The 13,321-nt window shown below is 64.3% G+C and carries 12 protein-coding genes; 6 read left to right on the top strand and 6 right to left on the bottom strand.

The window, feature by feature from the left end; translation table 11 throughout:
- Nucleotides 1–11: 11 nt before the first annotated feature.
- Entirely contained in the window at nt 12–794 is a 783-nt protein-coding gene (locus ACCD03_RS05420) for a glycosyltransferase family 25 protein (RefSeq protein ID WP_253537967.1), read from the bottom strand.
- Between the two features lie 233 nt (nt 795–1,027).
- On the opposite strand from ACCD03_RS05420, the gene msbA reads away from it, so the two are divergent.
- Both msbA and ACCD03_RS05410 read left to right on the top strand, forming a co-directional pair.
- Complete coding sequence (gene msbA / locus ACCD03_RS05415) at nt 1,028–2,752, top strand: lipid A export permease/ATP-binding protein MsbA (RefSeq protein WP_045206083.1); 1,725 nt, start codon at nt 1,028–1,030, stop codon at nt 2,750–2,752.
- Nucleotides 2,753–2,803: 51 nt separating this feature from the next.
- Nucleotides 2,804–3,400 (top strand): peroxidase-related enzyme, encoded by a 597-nt coding sequence (locus ACCD03_RS05410; RefSeq protein ID WP_024975185.1) that lies wholly within the window; start codon nt 2,804–2,806, stop codon nt 3,398–3,400.
- Between the two features lie 12 nt (nt 3,401–3,412).
- Here ACCD03_RS05410 and ACCD03_RS05405 read toward each other — a convergent pair whose 3' ends face one another.
- Nucleotides 3,413–4,312: a LysR family transcriptional regulator gene (locus ACCD03_RS05405; protein WP_253537964.1), complete on the bottom strand. Its 900-nt coding sequence runs from the start codon at nt 4,310–4,312 to the stop codon at nt 3,413–3,415.
- A 93-nt stretch (nt 4,313–4,405) separates the two neighbouring features.
- Here ACCD03_RS05405 and mdlC point away from each other — a divergent pair, with 93 nt between their 5' ends.
- The 4 genes from mdlC to ACCD03_RS05385 all read left to right on the top strand — a co-directional run bounded on the left by mdlC (nt 4,406) and on the right by ACCD03_RS05385 (nt 9,933).
- A complete protein-coding gene (mdlC, locus tag ACCD03_RS05400) occupies nt 4,406–5,995 on the top strand; it encodes a benzoylformate decarboxylase (RefSeq protein WP_253537960.1) in 1,590 nt (529 codons plus the stop codon).
- A 32-nt stretch (nt 5,996–6,027) separates the two neighbouring features.
- Nucleotides 6,028–7,479, top strand: coding sequence for an aldehyde dehydrogenase (locus tag ACCD03_RS05395; protein WP_413411051.1), 1,452 nt, complete (start codon nt 6,028–6,030; stop codon nt 7,477–7,479).
- A gap of 12 nt (nt 7,480–7,491) precedes the next feature.
- Entirely contained in the window at nt 7,492–8,427 is a 936-nt protein-coding gene (locus ACCD03_RS05390) for a ketopantoate reductase family protein (RefSeq protein ID WP_413411032.1), read from the top strand.
- Between the two features lie 114 nt (nt 8,428–8,541).
- Nucleotides 8,542–9,933 carry an MFS transporter gene (locus tag ACCD03_RS05385; protein WP_413411031.1) on the top strand — a complete coding sequence of 464 codons (1,392 nt, stop codon included), beginning with the start codon at nt 8,542–8,544 and terminating at the stop codon, nt 9,931–9,933.
- A 20-nt stretch (nt 9,934–9,953) separates the two neighbouring features.
- On the opposite strand, the gene rng is transcribed toward ACCD03_RS05385, so the two are convergent.
- From rng to rsfS, 4 genes are all read right to left on the bottom strand, one after another.
- A complete protein-coding gene (gene rng / locus ACCD03_RS05380) occupies nt 9,954–11,423 on the bottom strand; it encodes a ribonuclease G (RefSeq protein WP_045206089.1) in 1,470 nt (489 codons plus the stop codon).
- Between the two features lie 141 nt (nt 11,424–11,564).
- Nucleotides 11,565–12,188: a Maf family protein gene (locus ACCD03_RS05375; protein WP_413411030.1), complete on the bottom strand. Its 624-nt coding sequence runs from the start codon at nt 12,186–12,188 to the stop codon at nt 11,565–11,567.
- The gene (gene rlmH / locus ACCD03_RS05370; RefSeq protein ID WP_027680941.1) at nt 12,185–12,655 is read right to left on the bottom strand and encodes a 23S rRNA (pseudouridine(1915)-N(3))-methyltransferase RlmH; all 471 of its coding nucleotides are present in this window, start codon (nt 12,653–12,655) and stop codon (nt 12,185–12,187) included. The genes ACCD03_RS05375 and rlmH overlap by 4 nt, the downstream gene beginning before the upstream one ends.
- Nucleotides 12,656–12,676: 21 nt before the next feature.
- Nucleotides 12,677–13,306, bottom strand: coding sequence for a ribosome silencing factor (rsfS, locus tag ACCD03_RS05365; protein ID WP_045206091.1), 630 nt, complete (start codon nt 13,304–13,306; stop codon nt 12,677–12,679).
- Nucleotides 13,307–13,321: the final 15 nt, after the last annotated feature.

Here is a 13,321-nt window from a genome sequence, read left to right as displayed (position 1 = left end):
CGCCGTCGTGCTTACCAAGTCTTCTTCTGCTTGGCGATGCCGAGGAATGGTCGCACGAAGATCTGATAGAGGAATTTGCGCACAAAGATCTGGTGCAGATGATGGCCGACACCGAGTCGGTCGTCGGCTTCGCGGCTTTTGACGGCGCGATCGGCTTCGAGGTTGGAGCCGCTATCAAAGTTCTGCACGCCAATCACATAAGGCACGACCGCGCGCATCTGCACGATGCCCTCGCGCTCGAACTTGTACCAATAGTCTGCTGCTAGCCACACGGGATAAAGCTGTTCGACCATGCGCTTGGCTGCAGCGCGCGTGACGAAATAGCCATGCGCGAGCCACTGGTAGTTGGCGAGTTTGACCGTGCGGTGGTCAGCTGTGAGCGATTGGGCGCTGCGCTTGTAGTAACGGTCGATGTGCGTGAGCAGCGTGACGACCGGTTCGTCCGGTGACACGCTCTGCGCCAGCGCGTCTAGCACGGCGGGCACATCGGGCCCAAGTTTCGCGTCGTCTTCGAGGATGAGCGCGTAGGGCAGATTTTGCTCGATGATTGCCCGGTAGACGCCAAGGTGGCTCAGTGCGCAGCCGACTTCGCCGACCGTCAATTCTCGGCTCTGGCCAATAGCGCGCGCGTGGTCATAGTGGCGCGCAAGTTCGTCGGCGGGAAGTGTCTTGCCGTACACACCCGGGAAGCGGCTATGCGGCAGGCCAAGCGCATCGAGCTGGCGTTCCAGCGCCTCGCGGCGACCGGCATCGTGGTCAAGATTGATGAAAAACGTGGGAACGCGCGAACTCATTGCGGAAGCGTCAGGTGATGCGTCGGTCCGTCTTGACCGGGGATTGCGCAGCAGGATGGGCCGGGTGGTGGATTGCCGCTAAAATGCCGGGTCGCCCGTCTGTCGGATGACAGCCGCTGCAACGCACTTGATGTCGGCAGAGCCGACCGCCATGCGACGCAAGCTGCCCACCCTCATTTGAAAACGCCGTGAGTATACAAGCAAAGTCTGATCACCCAGCCCCCGCCAAGCCGATGCTCAAGCGGTTATGGGGCTACCTGCGCCCCGAATTGACCGCTTTCATCCTCGCAATGGTTGCCATGGGCGTGGTGGCAGCCACGGAGGGGATCATCCCCAAGGTCGTGAAGGATTTGCTGGATCAGGGCTTCGGCGGTGAATACGCCGGCAGGCTGTGGCAGGTGCCGGCCATGCTGGTGGGCATTGCCGTGGTGCGCGGCATCGCGCAGTTTGCGTCGACGTATCTGCTGAGCCTCGTGTCGAACAAGGTGCTGCTGAATCTGCGGATGAAGATGTTCGAGCGCCTGCTGCAGGCGCCGGCTTCGTACTATCAGCGCAATACGGCGGCGTCGATCATCAACGCGGTCATCTTTGAGGTCAACCAGGTGCTGCAGGTGCTGACCGGCGTGTTCATCACGCTGGTGCGCGATTCAATGACGGTACTGGCGCTGCTGATCTTCCTCTTCTATACCAACTGGCGCCTGACGCTGGTGGTGGCGGTGATCCTGCCGATCATCGGGTTGCTGATGTCGCGTATCAACCGCCGCCTGCGCTCGCTCAATCGCGAGAGCCAAAACCTGACCAACCAGGCCGCCTATGTGGTGGAAGAGGCCGTGGGCGGTTACAAGGTCGTCAAGCTGCACGGCGGCGAAGCGTATGAATCGCTGCGCTTCAATGCCATGACGAATCGTCTGCGTGGTTACGCCATGCGCGTGGCCGTGGCTGGTGGCCTGAACCAGCCGGTGACGCAGTTTCTGGCCGCGCTGGCGCTGTCGATCATCCTGGCCATTGCCATGATGCAGGCGCAGGCCAATCAGACCACGGTCGGCGGCTTTACCGGCTTTGTGATGGCGATGCTCCTGCTGATCTCGCCGCTCAAGCACCTGACCGACGTGAATCAGCCGCTGCAGCGCGGCCTGACCGCCGCCGAGTTCATCTTCGGCCTGATCGACACGCCGATCGAACCGCAAGAAGGCGGCAAGAAGATCGATCGTGCCCGCGGCGATGTCCGCTTCGACAACGTCACCTTCCGCTATGGCGAAGATGGTCGGGCGGCGCTCGACAACGTGAATCTGCACGTCAAGCCGGGCGAGGTCGTCGCGCTGGTCGGGCCGTCGGGCAGCGGCAAGACCACGCTGGTGAATCTGCTCCCGCGTTTCTTCGATCCGACCTCGGGCACGATCTCGCTTGATGGCGATGCGCTGGCGGATCTGGCGCTGTATGACCTGCGCCGTCAGATCGCTTTCGTGAGCCAGGACGTGGTGCTGTTCAACGACACCATCGCTGCTAACGTGGCCTATGGCGCGCGTGACGCCTCCGAGATCGACATGGCCCGCGTGCGCCGTGCGCTGGAAGCGGCCTACCTGACCGATGTGGTCGACAACCTGCCCGAGGGCATCGATACCAATGTCGGCGATAACGGTTCGAAGCTGTCCGGTGGCCAGCGCCAGCGCCTGGCGATTGCCCGCGCGATCTACAAAGACGCGCCGATCCTGATCTTGGATGAAGCGACTTCCGCGCTGGATTCGGAGTCGGAACGCCAAGTGCAGGCCGCGCTCGAACGGCTGATGGAAGGCCGTACAACGCTGGTGATCGCGCACCGTCTGTCGACCATTGAAAACGCCGACCGCATCATCGTGCTGGAGCACGGCAAGATTGCTGAAGCCGGTACGCACCGCGAACTCATCGAGCGCGATGGGTTGTATGCTGGACTCCATCGCATCCAGTTCGCTACCCAGTAAGCCTTGCCTTTCGGGCGGCGTGCTCAAGATGCTCACATCAAAGGAGACATCGTGACGACCACCACGCCGCCCATCAGCCGGTTCCCCGTTCCTGAACTGGCCGACATTCCCGAAGACATCCGTGCGCGCATCCTGGAAGTGCAGGAGAAGAGCGGCTTTGTGCCGAACGTCTTCTTGGCGCTCTCACATCGGCCCGATGAATGCCGCGCCTTCTTCGCGTACCACGATGCGCTGATGCTGCGAGAAGGCAGCAGCCTCACCAAGGGCGAGCGCGAGATGATCGTGGTCGCCACCTCCGCCGCCAACCAATGCCTGTATTGCGTGGTCGCGCACGGCGCCATCCTGCGCATCTACGAGAAGAAACCGTTGGTGGCCGACCAGGTTGCCGTCAATTACCGCAAGGCCGACATCACGCCGCGCCAGCGCGCCATGCTCGACTTCGCAATGAAGGTCTGCACTGCTTCGCACACCGTCAATGACGCCGACTATGAAGCGTTGCGCGCGCATGGCTTCGATGATGAGGACATCTGGGACATCACCGGCATCACCGCCTTCTTTGGCCTGTCGAACCGCATGGCGAATGTGATTTCGATGCGGCCCAATGACGAATTCTTCCTGCTCGGCCGCTTGCCGCGCGAGAAAAAATAGGGCGCAAAGGGCCTACGCCGTCAGCTCGCGCAGCGCTTCGAGCAGCTTGACGGCGGGGCTCGGCAGGATGCCGTGGCGGCGCCGGAACGCCGTGAGCGTGCGGCGCGCGACCAGGCCGGGTATCGGCAGTGGCTCGATCACGCCGGCACGGCGCTCCGCATCGATCATCGGTTCTGCCATCCAGCTGAGGAATCCGGAGCGCGCCACGAGGCTCTTGAGTGCCGTCACCGAGCGCGTTTCCACCACGATGTTCGGCAAGCCCAAGCCGGCAGCCTCGAATATCTGACGCATGTGCTCGTACGGGCCGGTGCCGCGCGGCGGAACGGCCCAGAATGCATCCAGCGTATCGGCCAATGTCAGGCCAGGGCGATGGCGCAGCGAATGCTCCGGCGACGCGACCACGAAACTCGCATCCTCCCAGCGGCAATCCGCGATGGCGATGATTTCGTCGGTATCCGGCATCGCCATCGACAGCGCGAGATCGATCTCGTGCTTGACCAGTCCTTCGGCCAGCCGGTCCCATACGCCTTCCAGTATCTCCACGCGCAAGTTTGGCCAGCGGGCTACCACAGTGCCCACGGCCAACGGCAAGACATAGCTTGCGATGCTGCCCACTGCGCCCACGCGGATCGTGCCCTTGGCAAGCCCGCGCATCGCGTCGATCTCTTCCTGTGCGTAATCGGCCTCGCGCTGCAGCAGCGACGCGTGCGGCAGGAGTGCCTGCCCGATCGCGGTGAGCTGCATTCCCTTGGAGTGCCGCTCGAACAGCGGCGCGCCCACTTCGTCTTCCAATCGCTTGACGATGCGGCTGAGCGCCGGCTGCGTGACGTGCAGAACCTCCGCCGCACGCCCAAGGCTGCCGGCGGAGACGATGGTGGTAAAGGCGCGTAACTGGCGTAGATCGAAAGTCATGCTAAAAGGTAATGACTTTGGCGAAATAATTCAATATCGCGTTAATCGTTACGGATTCCATACTGGCAGCCTGTTTCAAGGAGGACTGCCTGTATGACCCGCACTTCGCTCGCGCTGATCACCGTGCGCGACGCCACGATCGACCTGCTGCGCCGGCTCGGCATGACCCACGTGTTCGGCAATCCGGGCTCGACCGAGCTGCCGATGTTTCGCGATTTTCCGGAGGATTTCCGCTACATCCTGGGTTTGCAGGAAGCCGTGGTGGTCGGCATGGCGGACGGCTTTGCGCAGGCAACGGGCAATGCCGCGCTGGTGAACCTGCATTCGGCGGCCGGTGTCGGCAATGCCATGGGCAACATCTTCACAGCCTTCAAGAACCGCACGCCGCTCGTGATTACCGCTGGGCAGCAGGCGCGATCCATTCTGCCGTTCGATCCGTTCCTCGCTTCCAACCAGGCGACGGAGCTGCCCAAGCCGTACGTGAAGTGGAGCATCGAGCCCGCGCGTGCGCAAGATGTGCCGCTGGCGCTGGCCCGCGCGTATCACCTCGCCATGCAGGAGCCCCGGGGCCCGGTGCTGGTGTCGATTCCCGTGGATGACTGGGACCAGACGACAGAGCCCGTCGCCGTGCACGAAGTGGCCACCGCGGTGCGGCCCGATCCGGTCACGCTGGCGCGCATCGGCGACTTGCTTGACGCGGCGCAGCGGCCGGCGTTCGTGGTCGGAGCCGCGGTCGATCGCGCTGGCGCGTGGGACGCCGTCGTGCAACTCGCCGAGACCCACAACGCGCGCGTGTTCACCGCGCCGATGGCCGGGCGTGGCGCGTTTCCCGAAGACCACCCCCTTTTCGCCGGTTTCCTGCCCGCGATGCGCGAGAAGATCGTCAGCCTGCTGCAAGGGCACGACGTGGTGTTCGCGCTCGGCGCACCGGCGTTTACGTACCACGTGGAAGGCCATGGGCCGCATGTGCCGGTCGGGGCAAAGCTCGTGCAGTTGATCGACGATCCAGCGACTGCTGCCTGGACGCCGGAGGGCATTTCCGCCGTTGGCAACATTCGCCTGGGCGTGCTGGACCTGCTCGCCCGCGCAGCGCCACCGTCACGTCCGCTGCCCGCGCCACGCGTCAAATCGCCGCGAGCCGAGCCGGGCTCGCCCATGTCGGTCGCCTTTGTTCTGCAGACGCTCGATACCGTGCGCGGCCCGGCAGACAGCGTCGTCGAAGAGGCTCCGAGTGCACGCTCGACCATGCAGGCCTACTTGCCGATGCGCCGCTCCGGCGCCTTCTACACCATGGACAGCGGCGGACTAGGCTACGGCATGCCGGCGGCAGTCGGCGTGGCACTCGCCAAACCGGGCACACGCGTGATTGGTCTGATTGGCGACGGATCGAGCATGTATTCCATCCAGGCGCTGTGGAGCGCTGCGCTGCTCAAGTTGCCCATGACATTCGTGATCCTGAACAACCGCCGCTATGCTGCCCTGCAGGATTTCGCCCCGGTGTTCGGCTTTGCGCCGACCGACGCTGTGCAAGGCACGGATCTGCACGGCATCGATTTTGTCGGCCTGGCCCGCGCGATGGGCTGCACAGGCGAGCGCGTGAGCGAACCGCATGCGCTGGAAGCCGTACTGCGTACGGCCCTGCATTCCGCCGGACCAACCTTGATTGAAGTGGAGATCGCCTGATGACGAATACGAACATTGCCCCGCCGGATGCGGTGCAGACCATCTCGATGCTCATCAACGGCGAGCGCGTGCAAGCTGCCAGTGGTGCGGTGTTCGAGCGGCGGAATCCGCTTGACGGCACCGTGGCCACGAGAGCGCCAGCCGCCACCGTGGACGATGCGCGTCGCGCTGTTGATGCCGCAGCGGCAGCATTCCCGGCCTGGGCCGCCATCGGCCCGAGCGAGCGCCGCGCGTTGCTGATGCGTGCTGCGCAAGCGCTCGAAGCCAAGGGCAAGGCTTTCGCCGCCGCGATGGCTGCTGAAACGGGTGCCTCTGCGCTGTGGGCCGGCTTCAACGTGCATCTTGCCGCCAGCGGCCTGCAAGAAGCCGCCGCCATGGTCACGCAGATTGCGGGCGAGATCATTCCGTCCGACGTGCCGGGCAGCCTCGCCATGGGCGTGCGCCAGCCGGCAGGCGTGGTGCTGGGTATCGCGCCGTGGAATGCGCCGGTCATCCTGGCGGTGCGCGCGATCGCGTTGCCACTGGCATGCGGCAACACCGTCGTATTGAAGGGCTCGGAGATTTCGCCGGCCACGCACGGGCTCATCGTCGAAGCCTTGCAAGAGGCGGGCTTACCAAATGGTGTCGTCAACTTCGTCACGAATGCCCCGGCGGACGCGGGCGCAGTGGTGGAGGCGATGATTGCGCACCCAGCGGTGCGTCGCGTCAACTTTACGGGCTCCACGCGCGTGGGCCGTCTCATCGCGCAGACCTGCGCGACGTATCTGAAACCTGTTGTGCTGGAACTGGGCGGCAAGGCGCCGCTGCTGGTGCTGGCGGATGCGGATATCGACGCCGCCGTCGATGGCACGGCCTTCGGCGCGTTCGCCAATTCTGGCCAGATCTGCATGTCCACCGAGCGCATCATCGTCGATGAATCCATCGCCGATGTGTTCGTTACCAAACTGGCGGCCAAGGCCGCAGCGCTGCCGCTGGGCGATCCACGCAAAGGGCCGGCGGTGCTGGGCTCGGTGGTCGACATGAGCACGGTCGAACGCTGCAATCACCTCATCGACGACGCACTCGCCAAGGGTGCGAAGCTGCTGTGCGGCGGTAAGGCCTCCAGCACGTTGATGCCCGCCACGCTGCTCGACCACGTCACGCCTGATATGCTGATCTACGCGGAAGAATCGTTCGGTCCCGTCAAGGGCATCGTGCGTGTGAGCGGCGACGATGCCGCCGTTGCCTGTGCGAATGACAACGCATACGGCTTGTCGTCCGCTGTGTTCAGTCGCGATGTGGCGCGCGCGATGAACGTCGCGCGCCGCATCGAATCCGGCATCTGCCACATCAATGGCCCGACCGTGCACGACGAGGCGCAGATGCCGTTCGGCGGCGTCAAGGCGAGCGGCTTTGGGCGCTTTGGCGGCCGCGCCGGTGTGGCGGAGTTCACCGAGCTGCGCTGGATGACGGTGCAGACCACGCCGCGCCATTACCCGTTCTGAGCCGAGATGCCGATGAAGATCTCGATCCTCGGCGCGGGCGCGATGGGGTCGTTGTTCGGCGGGCTGCTCGCCGAAGCCGACCAGCATGTCACGCTGCTCGACATCAACGACGCGCATCTGCACGCGATTGCCGCGCACGGTTTGCGGCTGGAAACCGATGGCGGCGATCGCCACGTCCGCAACCTGCAGGCCCTGCGTCCGGGCGATGCGACGGACGTACCTGACTTGCTGATCGTCTTCACCAAGGCGATGCACACGCGTGCGGCACTCGCGAGCGTGCGTCACCTGCTTGGCCCGGCAACGCATGTGCTGACGCTGCAGAACGGGCTGGGCAACGTGGAGGCGCTGGCTTCGGTGGTGCCGCCGGAGCGCATCTTCGTTGGCGTGACCACGTGGCCGGCGGACCTTGCTGGCCCAGGCCACGTGCGCTCACACGGCGCAGGTGCGATCCGCCTGATGAGCGCAGACGGCGAGCGGCCTCCGATGCTCGCACGCGTGGTGGATGCGCTATCCGCCGCCGGCCTGAACTGCCAGGCAGATGCGAACGTATGGGGCGCCGTGTGGGAGAAAGTCGCCTTCAACGCCGCGCTCAATCCGCTGTGCACGGTGCTGAAGCAGTCCGTGGACGCGCTGGGCGCCGTGGAAGACGGCCCGACGTTGGCGCTGAACATCGTGGACGAAGTGCTGGCCGTGGCGCGCGCCAGCGGCATTTCAGTTGATGCCGCAAAGGTGAACGACAACGTGCGGCACGCCATCGTCGCGCATCGGGGGCACAAGCCGTCGATGCTGCAGGACGTGCTGGCCGGACGCCCGACCGAGATCGAATCCATCAACGGCGCCGTGGTGGCGACGGCGCGCCGGCATGGCGTGCCCGTGCCACACACCGAGACGTTGATGCAATTGGTGCGCTTGGTGCAGGCGAGCACCGTGCACCAGCAGGCGCCTTAGCGGGCCGAGATACGCAGGGTTTCATTCGATGGCGCGCAGACGCCACCTCAACGGAGACAACCACATGAAGTGCAATTCCAGATTGCCGAGCGCGGCGTCCAAACGGGGGCCGATATGAACGGAAACCACACCACGGTCGATATCGGTACGGTCCTTGATGACGGGCCGTTTTCCCTCGCACAGAAGATGGCGGTGCTGCTTGCGGCCTTCGCCATCGTCATGGACGGCTTTGACGGCCAGTTGATCGGTTTCGCCATCCCCGTGCTCATCAAGGAGTGGGGCATCACGCGCAATGCGTTCGCCCCAGCGGTGGCGGCGGGCCTCATCGGCATGGGGCTGGGCAGCGCGTTGGCGGGCCTGTTTGCCGATCGCTTTGGGCGACGCTGGGCGTTGATCGGCAGCGTGTTCGTGTTTGGCGTAGCGACGTGCTCGATCGGGTTTGCTCCCAACGTTGCGACGATTGCCGCGCTGCGATTTATCGCAGGCCTGGGCATTGGCGGCGCGCTGCCAAGCTCCACGACGATGACGGCAGAGTTCACGCCTGCGCGTCGTCGTACGCTGGCCGTGACGGCCACGATCGTATGCGTGCCGCTGGGCGGGATGCTGGCAGGCCTGTTTGCCGGCCACGTGCTGCCACTTTATGGCTGGCGAGGGCTGTTCTGGATTGGCGGTGCGCTGCCGCTCGTGCTTGGATTTGTGTTGGTGGCCGCGCTGCCTGAATCGCCGCGCTTCCTGGCGCGACGTCAATCGCACTGGCCGCAACTGGCGCATCTGCTATCGAAGATGGGGCGCGATGTGCCCGCCAATACCGCGTTTGCCGATGTGGCGGGTCAGAAGGTCATTCAGCACGCGAGCTTCCGCTCGCTTTTTTCCCCGGGGCAGGCGCGCGATACGGTGGCGCTTTGGGCGGCCTTCTTCATGTGTCTGCTTGCCGTGTACGCAGCGTTCAGCTGGCTGCCGACGATGCTTGCTTCAGAAGGCTTGAGCGTGAGCGTGGCGGGCTCGGGGCTCACGGCGTACAACCTTGGCGGGGTGATCGGCGCGTTGGTCTGCGCGGTGACGATCGCACGATGGGGTTCGCGTTGGCCAATGGCGCTGTGTTGCGTAGGCGCGGCCGCAAGCGCTTTTGCGTTGCAAGGCGTCGACGCCAAGCTGAACACGAACCTGCTGATCGTCGGGCTTGGGCTGCACGGGCTGTTCGTCAACGCTGTGCAATCGACGATGTATGCGCTGTGTGCCTACGTTTATCCAACGGCGGTGCGCGCAACGGGCACCGCATCGGCGGTGGCGTTCGGACGGCTGGGCGCGATTCTCAGCGCGTTTGCCGGTGCCATGGTTATCACCGCCGGCGGGTCGGTGGCCTATCTGGCAATGCTCGGAATTGTGATGTTGGTGGTGTTAGCCGCGCTGCTCGCCATGCGCGAGCAGATTCCGCGTCTGACCGAGCGTGCGCGAGCATCCATGGCAGCGGCGCCGGTTTCGCACGGCAGCCCGGTCAAACCGTAGCTGCCGCGCTGGGAGCAGTGCTACATCAGGATGATGTCGTACTGCTCCTGGCTGGCCGCCGACGATTCCACCTGCAGCGAAATCGGCTTGCCGATGAAATCGCCCAGCATCGCAAGGTGCTGGCTTTCTTCTTCCAGGAACAGATCAATCACCGATTGCGAAGCAAGGATGCGGAATTCGCGCGGATTGAACTGCCGCGACTCGCGCATGATCTCGCGCAGGATGTCGTAGCACACGGTGCGCGGCGTCTTTACCTGCCCCTTGCCCTGGCACACCGGGCACTGCTCGCACAGCACATGTGCCAGCGATTCGCGCGTGCGCTTGCGCGTCATCTCCACCAGCCCAAGCTGCGAGAAGCTGTTGACGGTGATGCGCGTGCGGTCGCGTGACAGCGCCTTGCGCAGTTCCGCCAGAACCGCGTCGCGATGCTCGGCCGACTCCATATCGATGAAGTCGATGATGATGATGCCGCCCAGGTTGCGCAGCCGCAGTTGCCGCGCGATGGTGTGGGCCGCTTCCAGGTTGGTCTTGAAGATCGTGTCGTCGAAGTTGCGTGCGCCCACGTAACCGCCGGTGTTGACGTCGATGGTCGTCATCGCCTCGGTCTGGTCGATCATCAGGTAGCCGCCTGATTTCAGGTCGACCCGGCGCGACAGCGCGCGCTCAACCTCCGCCTCGATGTTGTACAGATCGAAGATCGGTCGTTCGCCGGTGTAATGCGTCAGGCGCTCGACCACGGCCGGCGTGTACTCTCGCGCAAACTCGACAAGCTTCTGATGGTTCTCGCGCGAATCGACCTGGATGCTGCGCGTTTCGTCCGTCACGAAATCGCGCAGCACGCGCTGGGCGAGGTTCAGGTCCTGGTAAAGGATCGACGGGGCGGGCAGGGTGGTCGCGTTGTGACGGATGGTCGCCCAGATCTTGCGCAAGTAAGCAACGTCGTTGGCAAGCTCTTCGTCGGTCGACTCTTCGGCGATGGTGCGCACGATGAAGCCACCGCGTTCCTCAGTGGGCACCATGGCGGTCACGCGCGAACGCAGCGCTTCGCGTTCGGCCTCGTTGCCGATTTTTTGCGAGATGCCGATGTGCGGGTCTTGGGGCAGATATACCAGCGTGCGGCCAGCAATGCTGACCTGCGTGGACAGGCGTGCCCCCTTGGTCCCGATCGGGTCTTTGATGACCTGCACCATCAGCGCCTGACCTTCGAAGAGCGTCTTTTCGATGGCGACCTGCGGTGTGGGCGGCGCGTCTTTGGCATCACGCGGGTGCCAGATGTCGGCCACGTGCAAAAACGCTGCGCGCTCCAGTCCGATATCGATAAAGGCCGATTGCATGCCGGGCAGCACGCGCACCACCTTGCCAAGGTAGATGTTGCCGACCAAGCCGCGCGTCAGCGTGCGCTCGATGTGAAGCTCTTGAACAGCGGCTTGCTGGACGATGGCCACGCGCGTTTCTTGCGGCGTGATATTGACGAGGATGTCTTCGGACATGGAGAGGTACCAGGAGAGCGGGTTTCAGCACCCGCCTCTGGGCCGGACAGCGTTGCCCGAAGCGTGTCTTGAAACCGGCCCTCGCACGCTGTCCGGCGCGTGCATCAATGGCCGGTCAGAGAGCGCGAGTTACAGCGTGGTTCACAGCGTGATGCCCGCTTGTGCGAGCAGTGCTGCTGTCTCGAACAAGGGTAGGCCCATGATACCCGAATAGCTTCCCGATATATGGGCGACAAAGGCGGCTGCGCGACCCTGGATGCCGTACGCGCCGGCTTTGCCAAAGGGCTCGCCGCTGGCGATGTAGCGGGCGATGTCGTTGTCCGTAATCACGGCAAAGCGCACGTCGGAAATGGACAGTGCGTGCATCGGGGTGCCGCTCGCGGTGACGACCGTCACGGCGGTCAGCACGCGATGTTCGCGGCCGGACATGGCGCGCAGCACGCGGTGGGCATCGGCGGCGTCGGTCGGTTTGCCGAGGATCTCGCCACCCAGGCATACCGTGGTGTCGGACGTGAGGATCGGCAGGGCAGGGAGGTTGCGTGCGATGCGGCGGCGTACTGCGGCCTGTGCTTTCAATGCGCAGACACGTTGGACATAGTCATCGGGCGTCTCGCCGGGGAGCACGGCTTCCAGCGCTTCGGCATCTTCATTGTCGCCGGCCAGCAGCAACTCGAAGCGCGCGCCGATCTGGCGCAGCAGTTCCTGCCGGCGCGGGCTCTGCGAGGCGAGATAGAGGTGCGGCGCGCCAGATGCATCCATGGTCATACGCGGTGGTACGGGTGGTTCTGCGTGATGCTCCACGCGCGGTAGAGCTGCTCGGCCAACAGCACGCGCACCATGCCGTGCGGGAGCGTCAGGCTTGATAGGCGAATCAGCGTGCGAGCCTTGGCCTTGAGCGCTGGGTCCAGCCCATCCGCGCCGCCGATCACGAAAGCGATGTCGCCGCCTTCCTGCTGCCACCCGGTGAGGGATTCTGCCAGTGCGACTGTGGTGAGGTCTTTGCCGCGCTCATCCAGCGCGATCATGCGACAGCCCTTGGGCAGCGCGGCTTCAATGCGCGCTGCTTCAAGCTGCATGACGGTGGCGGCGGTGCGGCTGCCGGAGCGCTGCTCGGGCTTGATTTCGCGCAGTTCGATGCGCAGTTCAGGCGGCATGCGCTTGGCATATTCAGAGAAGCCGTCCTCGATCCAGGACGGCATCTTGTGCCCGACGGCAACGATCAGCAACTGCATGGCGAGACTGCGCGCTCGACGTTACGCTGCGCGTTTCTTGGCCGGAGCGCGCTTGGCTGCCGTCTTGGTCGCCGTTTTTGCGGCGGTCTTGGTGACGGTCTTGCCGGTACCGGATGCGCGCTTGGTGGCCGGCTTCTTGGCGGCTGTCTTGGCGGGAGCCTTCTTGGCCGGTGCTGCGGCCTTGGTCGGGCGCTCGCCTGCCAGCTTCGGCTTGGTGGTGCGGCGCTTGGCCGGCGTGACCTCTTCGGCCTCGTCTTCCTCGTCGTCGTAACCTTCGCTGGCCTTGGGCAGACCGCGCTTGCCGGTGCCGCCCAGTTCGATGCGCACCGGCTTGTCGCCCCAAATCTCTTCGAGGTTGTAGTACTGGCGCAGCTGCGGCTGCATGATGTGGACCACGGCGTCGCCGCAGTCGACCAGCACCCATTCGCCTACGTCTTCGCCTTCCACGGCGATGACGTGGCCGCCGGCTTCCTTGACGGCGTCACGCACCGATGCGGCCAGAGCTTTGGTTTGGCGGTTAGACGTGCCGCTGGCGATGACCGTGCGGTCGAACAGTTCGGTCAGGTGGGTCGTATTGAAGACCTTGATGTCTTGCGCCTTGACGTCTTCGAGCGCGTCGACGATCACGCGTTGTAGTTTGCGAATATCCATACTGAGTGAGAAGAA

Source organism: Ralstonia sp. Ralssp135 (genome assembly GCF_047304345.1).
Lineage (GTDB): Bacteria > Pseudomonadota > Gammaproteobacteria > Burkholderiales > Burkholderiaceae > Ralstonia > Ralstonia chuxiongensis.
The sequence above is the reverse complement of the archived record's forward strand: the minus strand, read 5'-3'. Positions and strand labels throughout refer to the sequence as shown.

Coding starts and splice junctions, on each gene's coding strand:
- ACCD03_RS05420 (WP_253537967.1), bottom strand. CDS start 794: ATGAGTTCGCGCGTTCCCACGTTTTTCATCAATCTTGACCACGATGCC.
- msbA (WP_045206083.1), top strand. CDS start 1,028: ATGCTCAAGCGGTTATGGGGCTACCTGCGCCCCGAATTGACCGCTTTC.
- ACCD03_RS05405 (WP_253537964.1), bottom strand. CDS start 4,312: ATGACTTTCGATCTACGCCAGTTACGCGCCTTTACCACCATCGTCTCC.
- mdlC (WP_253537960.1), top strand. CDS start 4,406: ATGACCCGCACTTCGCTCGCGCTGATCACCGTGCGCGACGCCACGATC.
- ACCD03_RS05390 (WP_413411032.1), top strand. CDS start 7,492: ATGAAGATCTCGATCCTCGGCGCGGGCGCGATGGGGTCGTTGTTCGGC.
- ACCD03_RS05385 (WP_413411031.1), top strand. CDS start 8,542: ATGAACGGAAACCACACCACGGTCGATATCGGTACGGTCCTTGATGAC.
- rng (WP_045206089.1), bottom strand. CDS start 11,423: ATGTCCGAAGACATCCTCGTCAATATCACGCCGCAAGAAACGCGCGTG.
- ACCD03_RS05375 (WP_413411030.1), bottom strand. CDS start 12,188: ATGACCATGGATGCATCTGGCGCGCCGCACCTCTATCTCGCCTCGCAG.
- rlmH (WP_027680941.1), bottom strand. CDS start 12,655: ATGCAGTTGCTGATCGTTGCCGTCGGGCACAAGATGCCGTCCTGGATC.
- rsfS (WP_045206091.1), bottom strand. CDS start 13,306: ATGGATATTCGCAAACTACAACGCGTGATCGTCGACGCGCTCGAAGAC.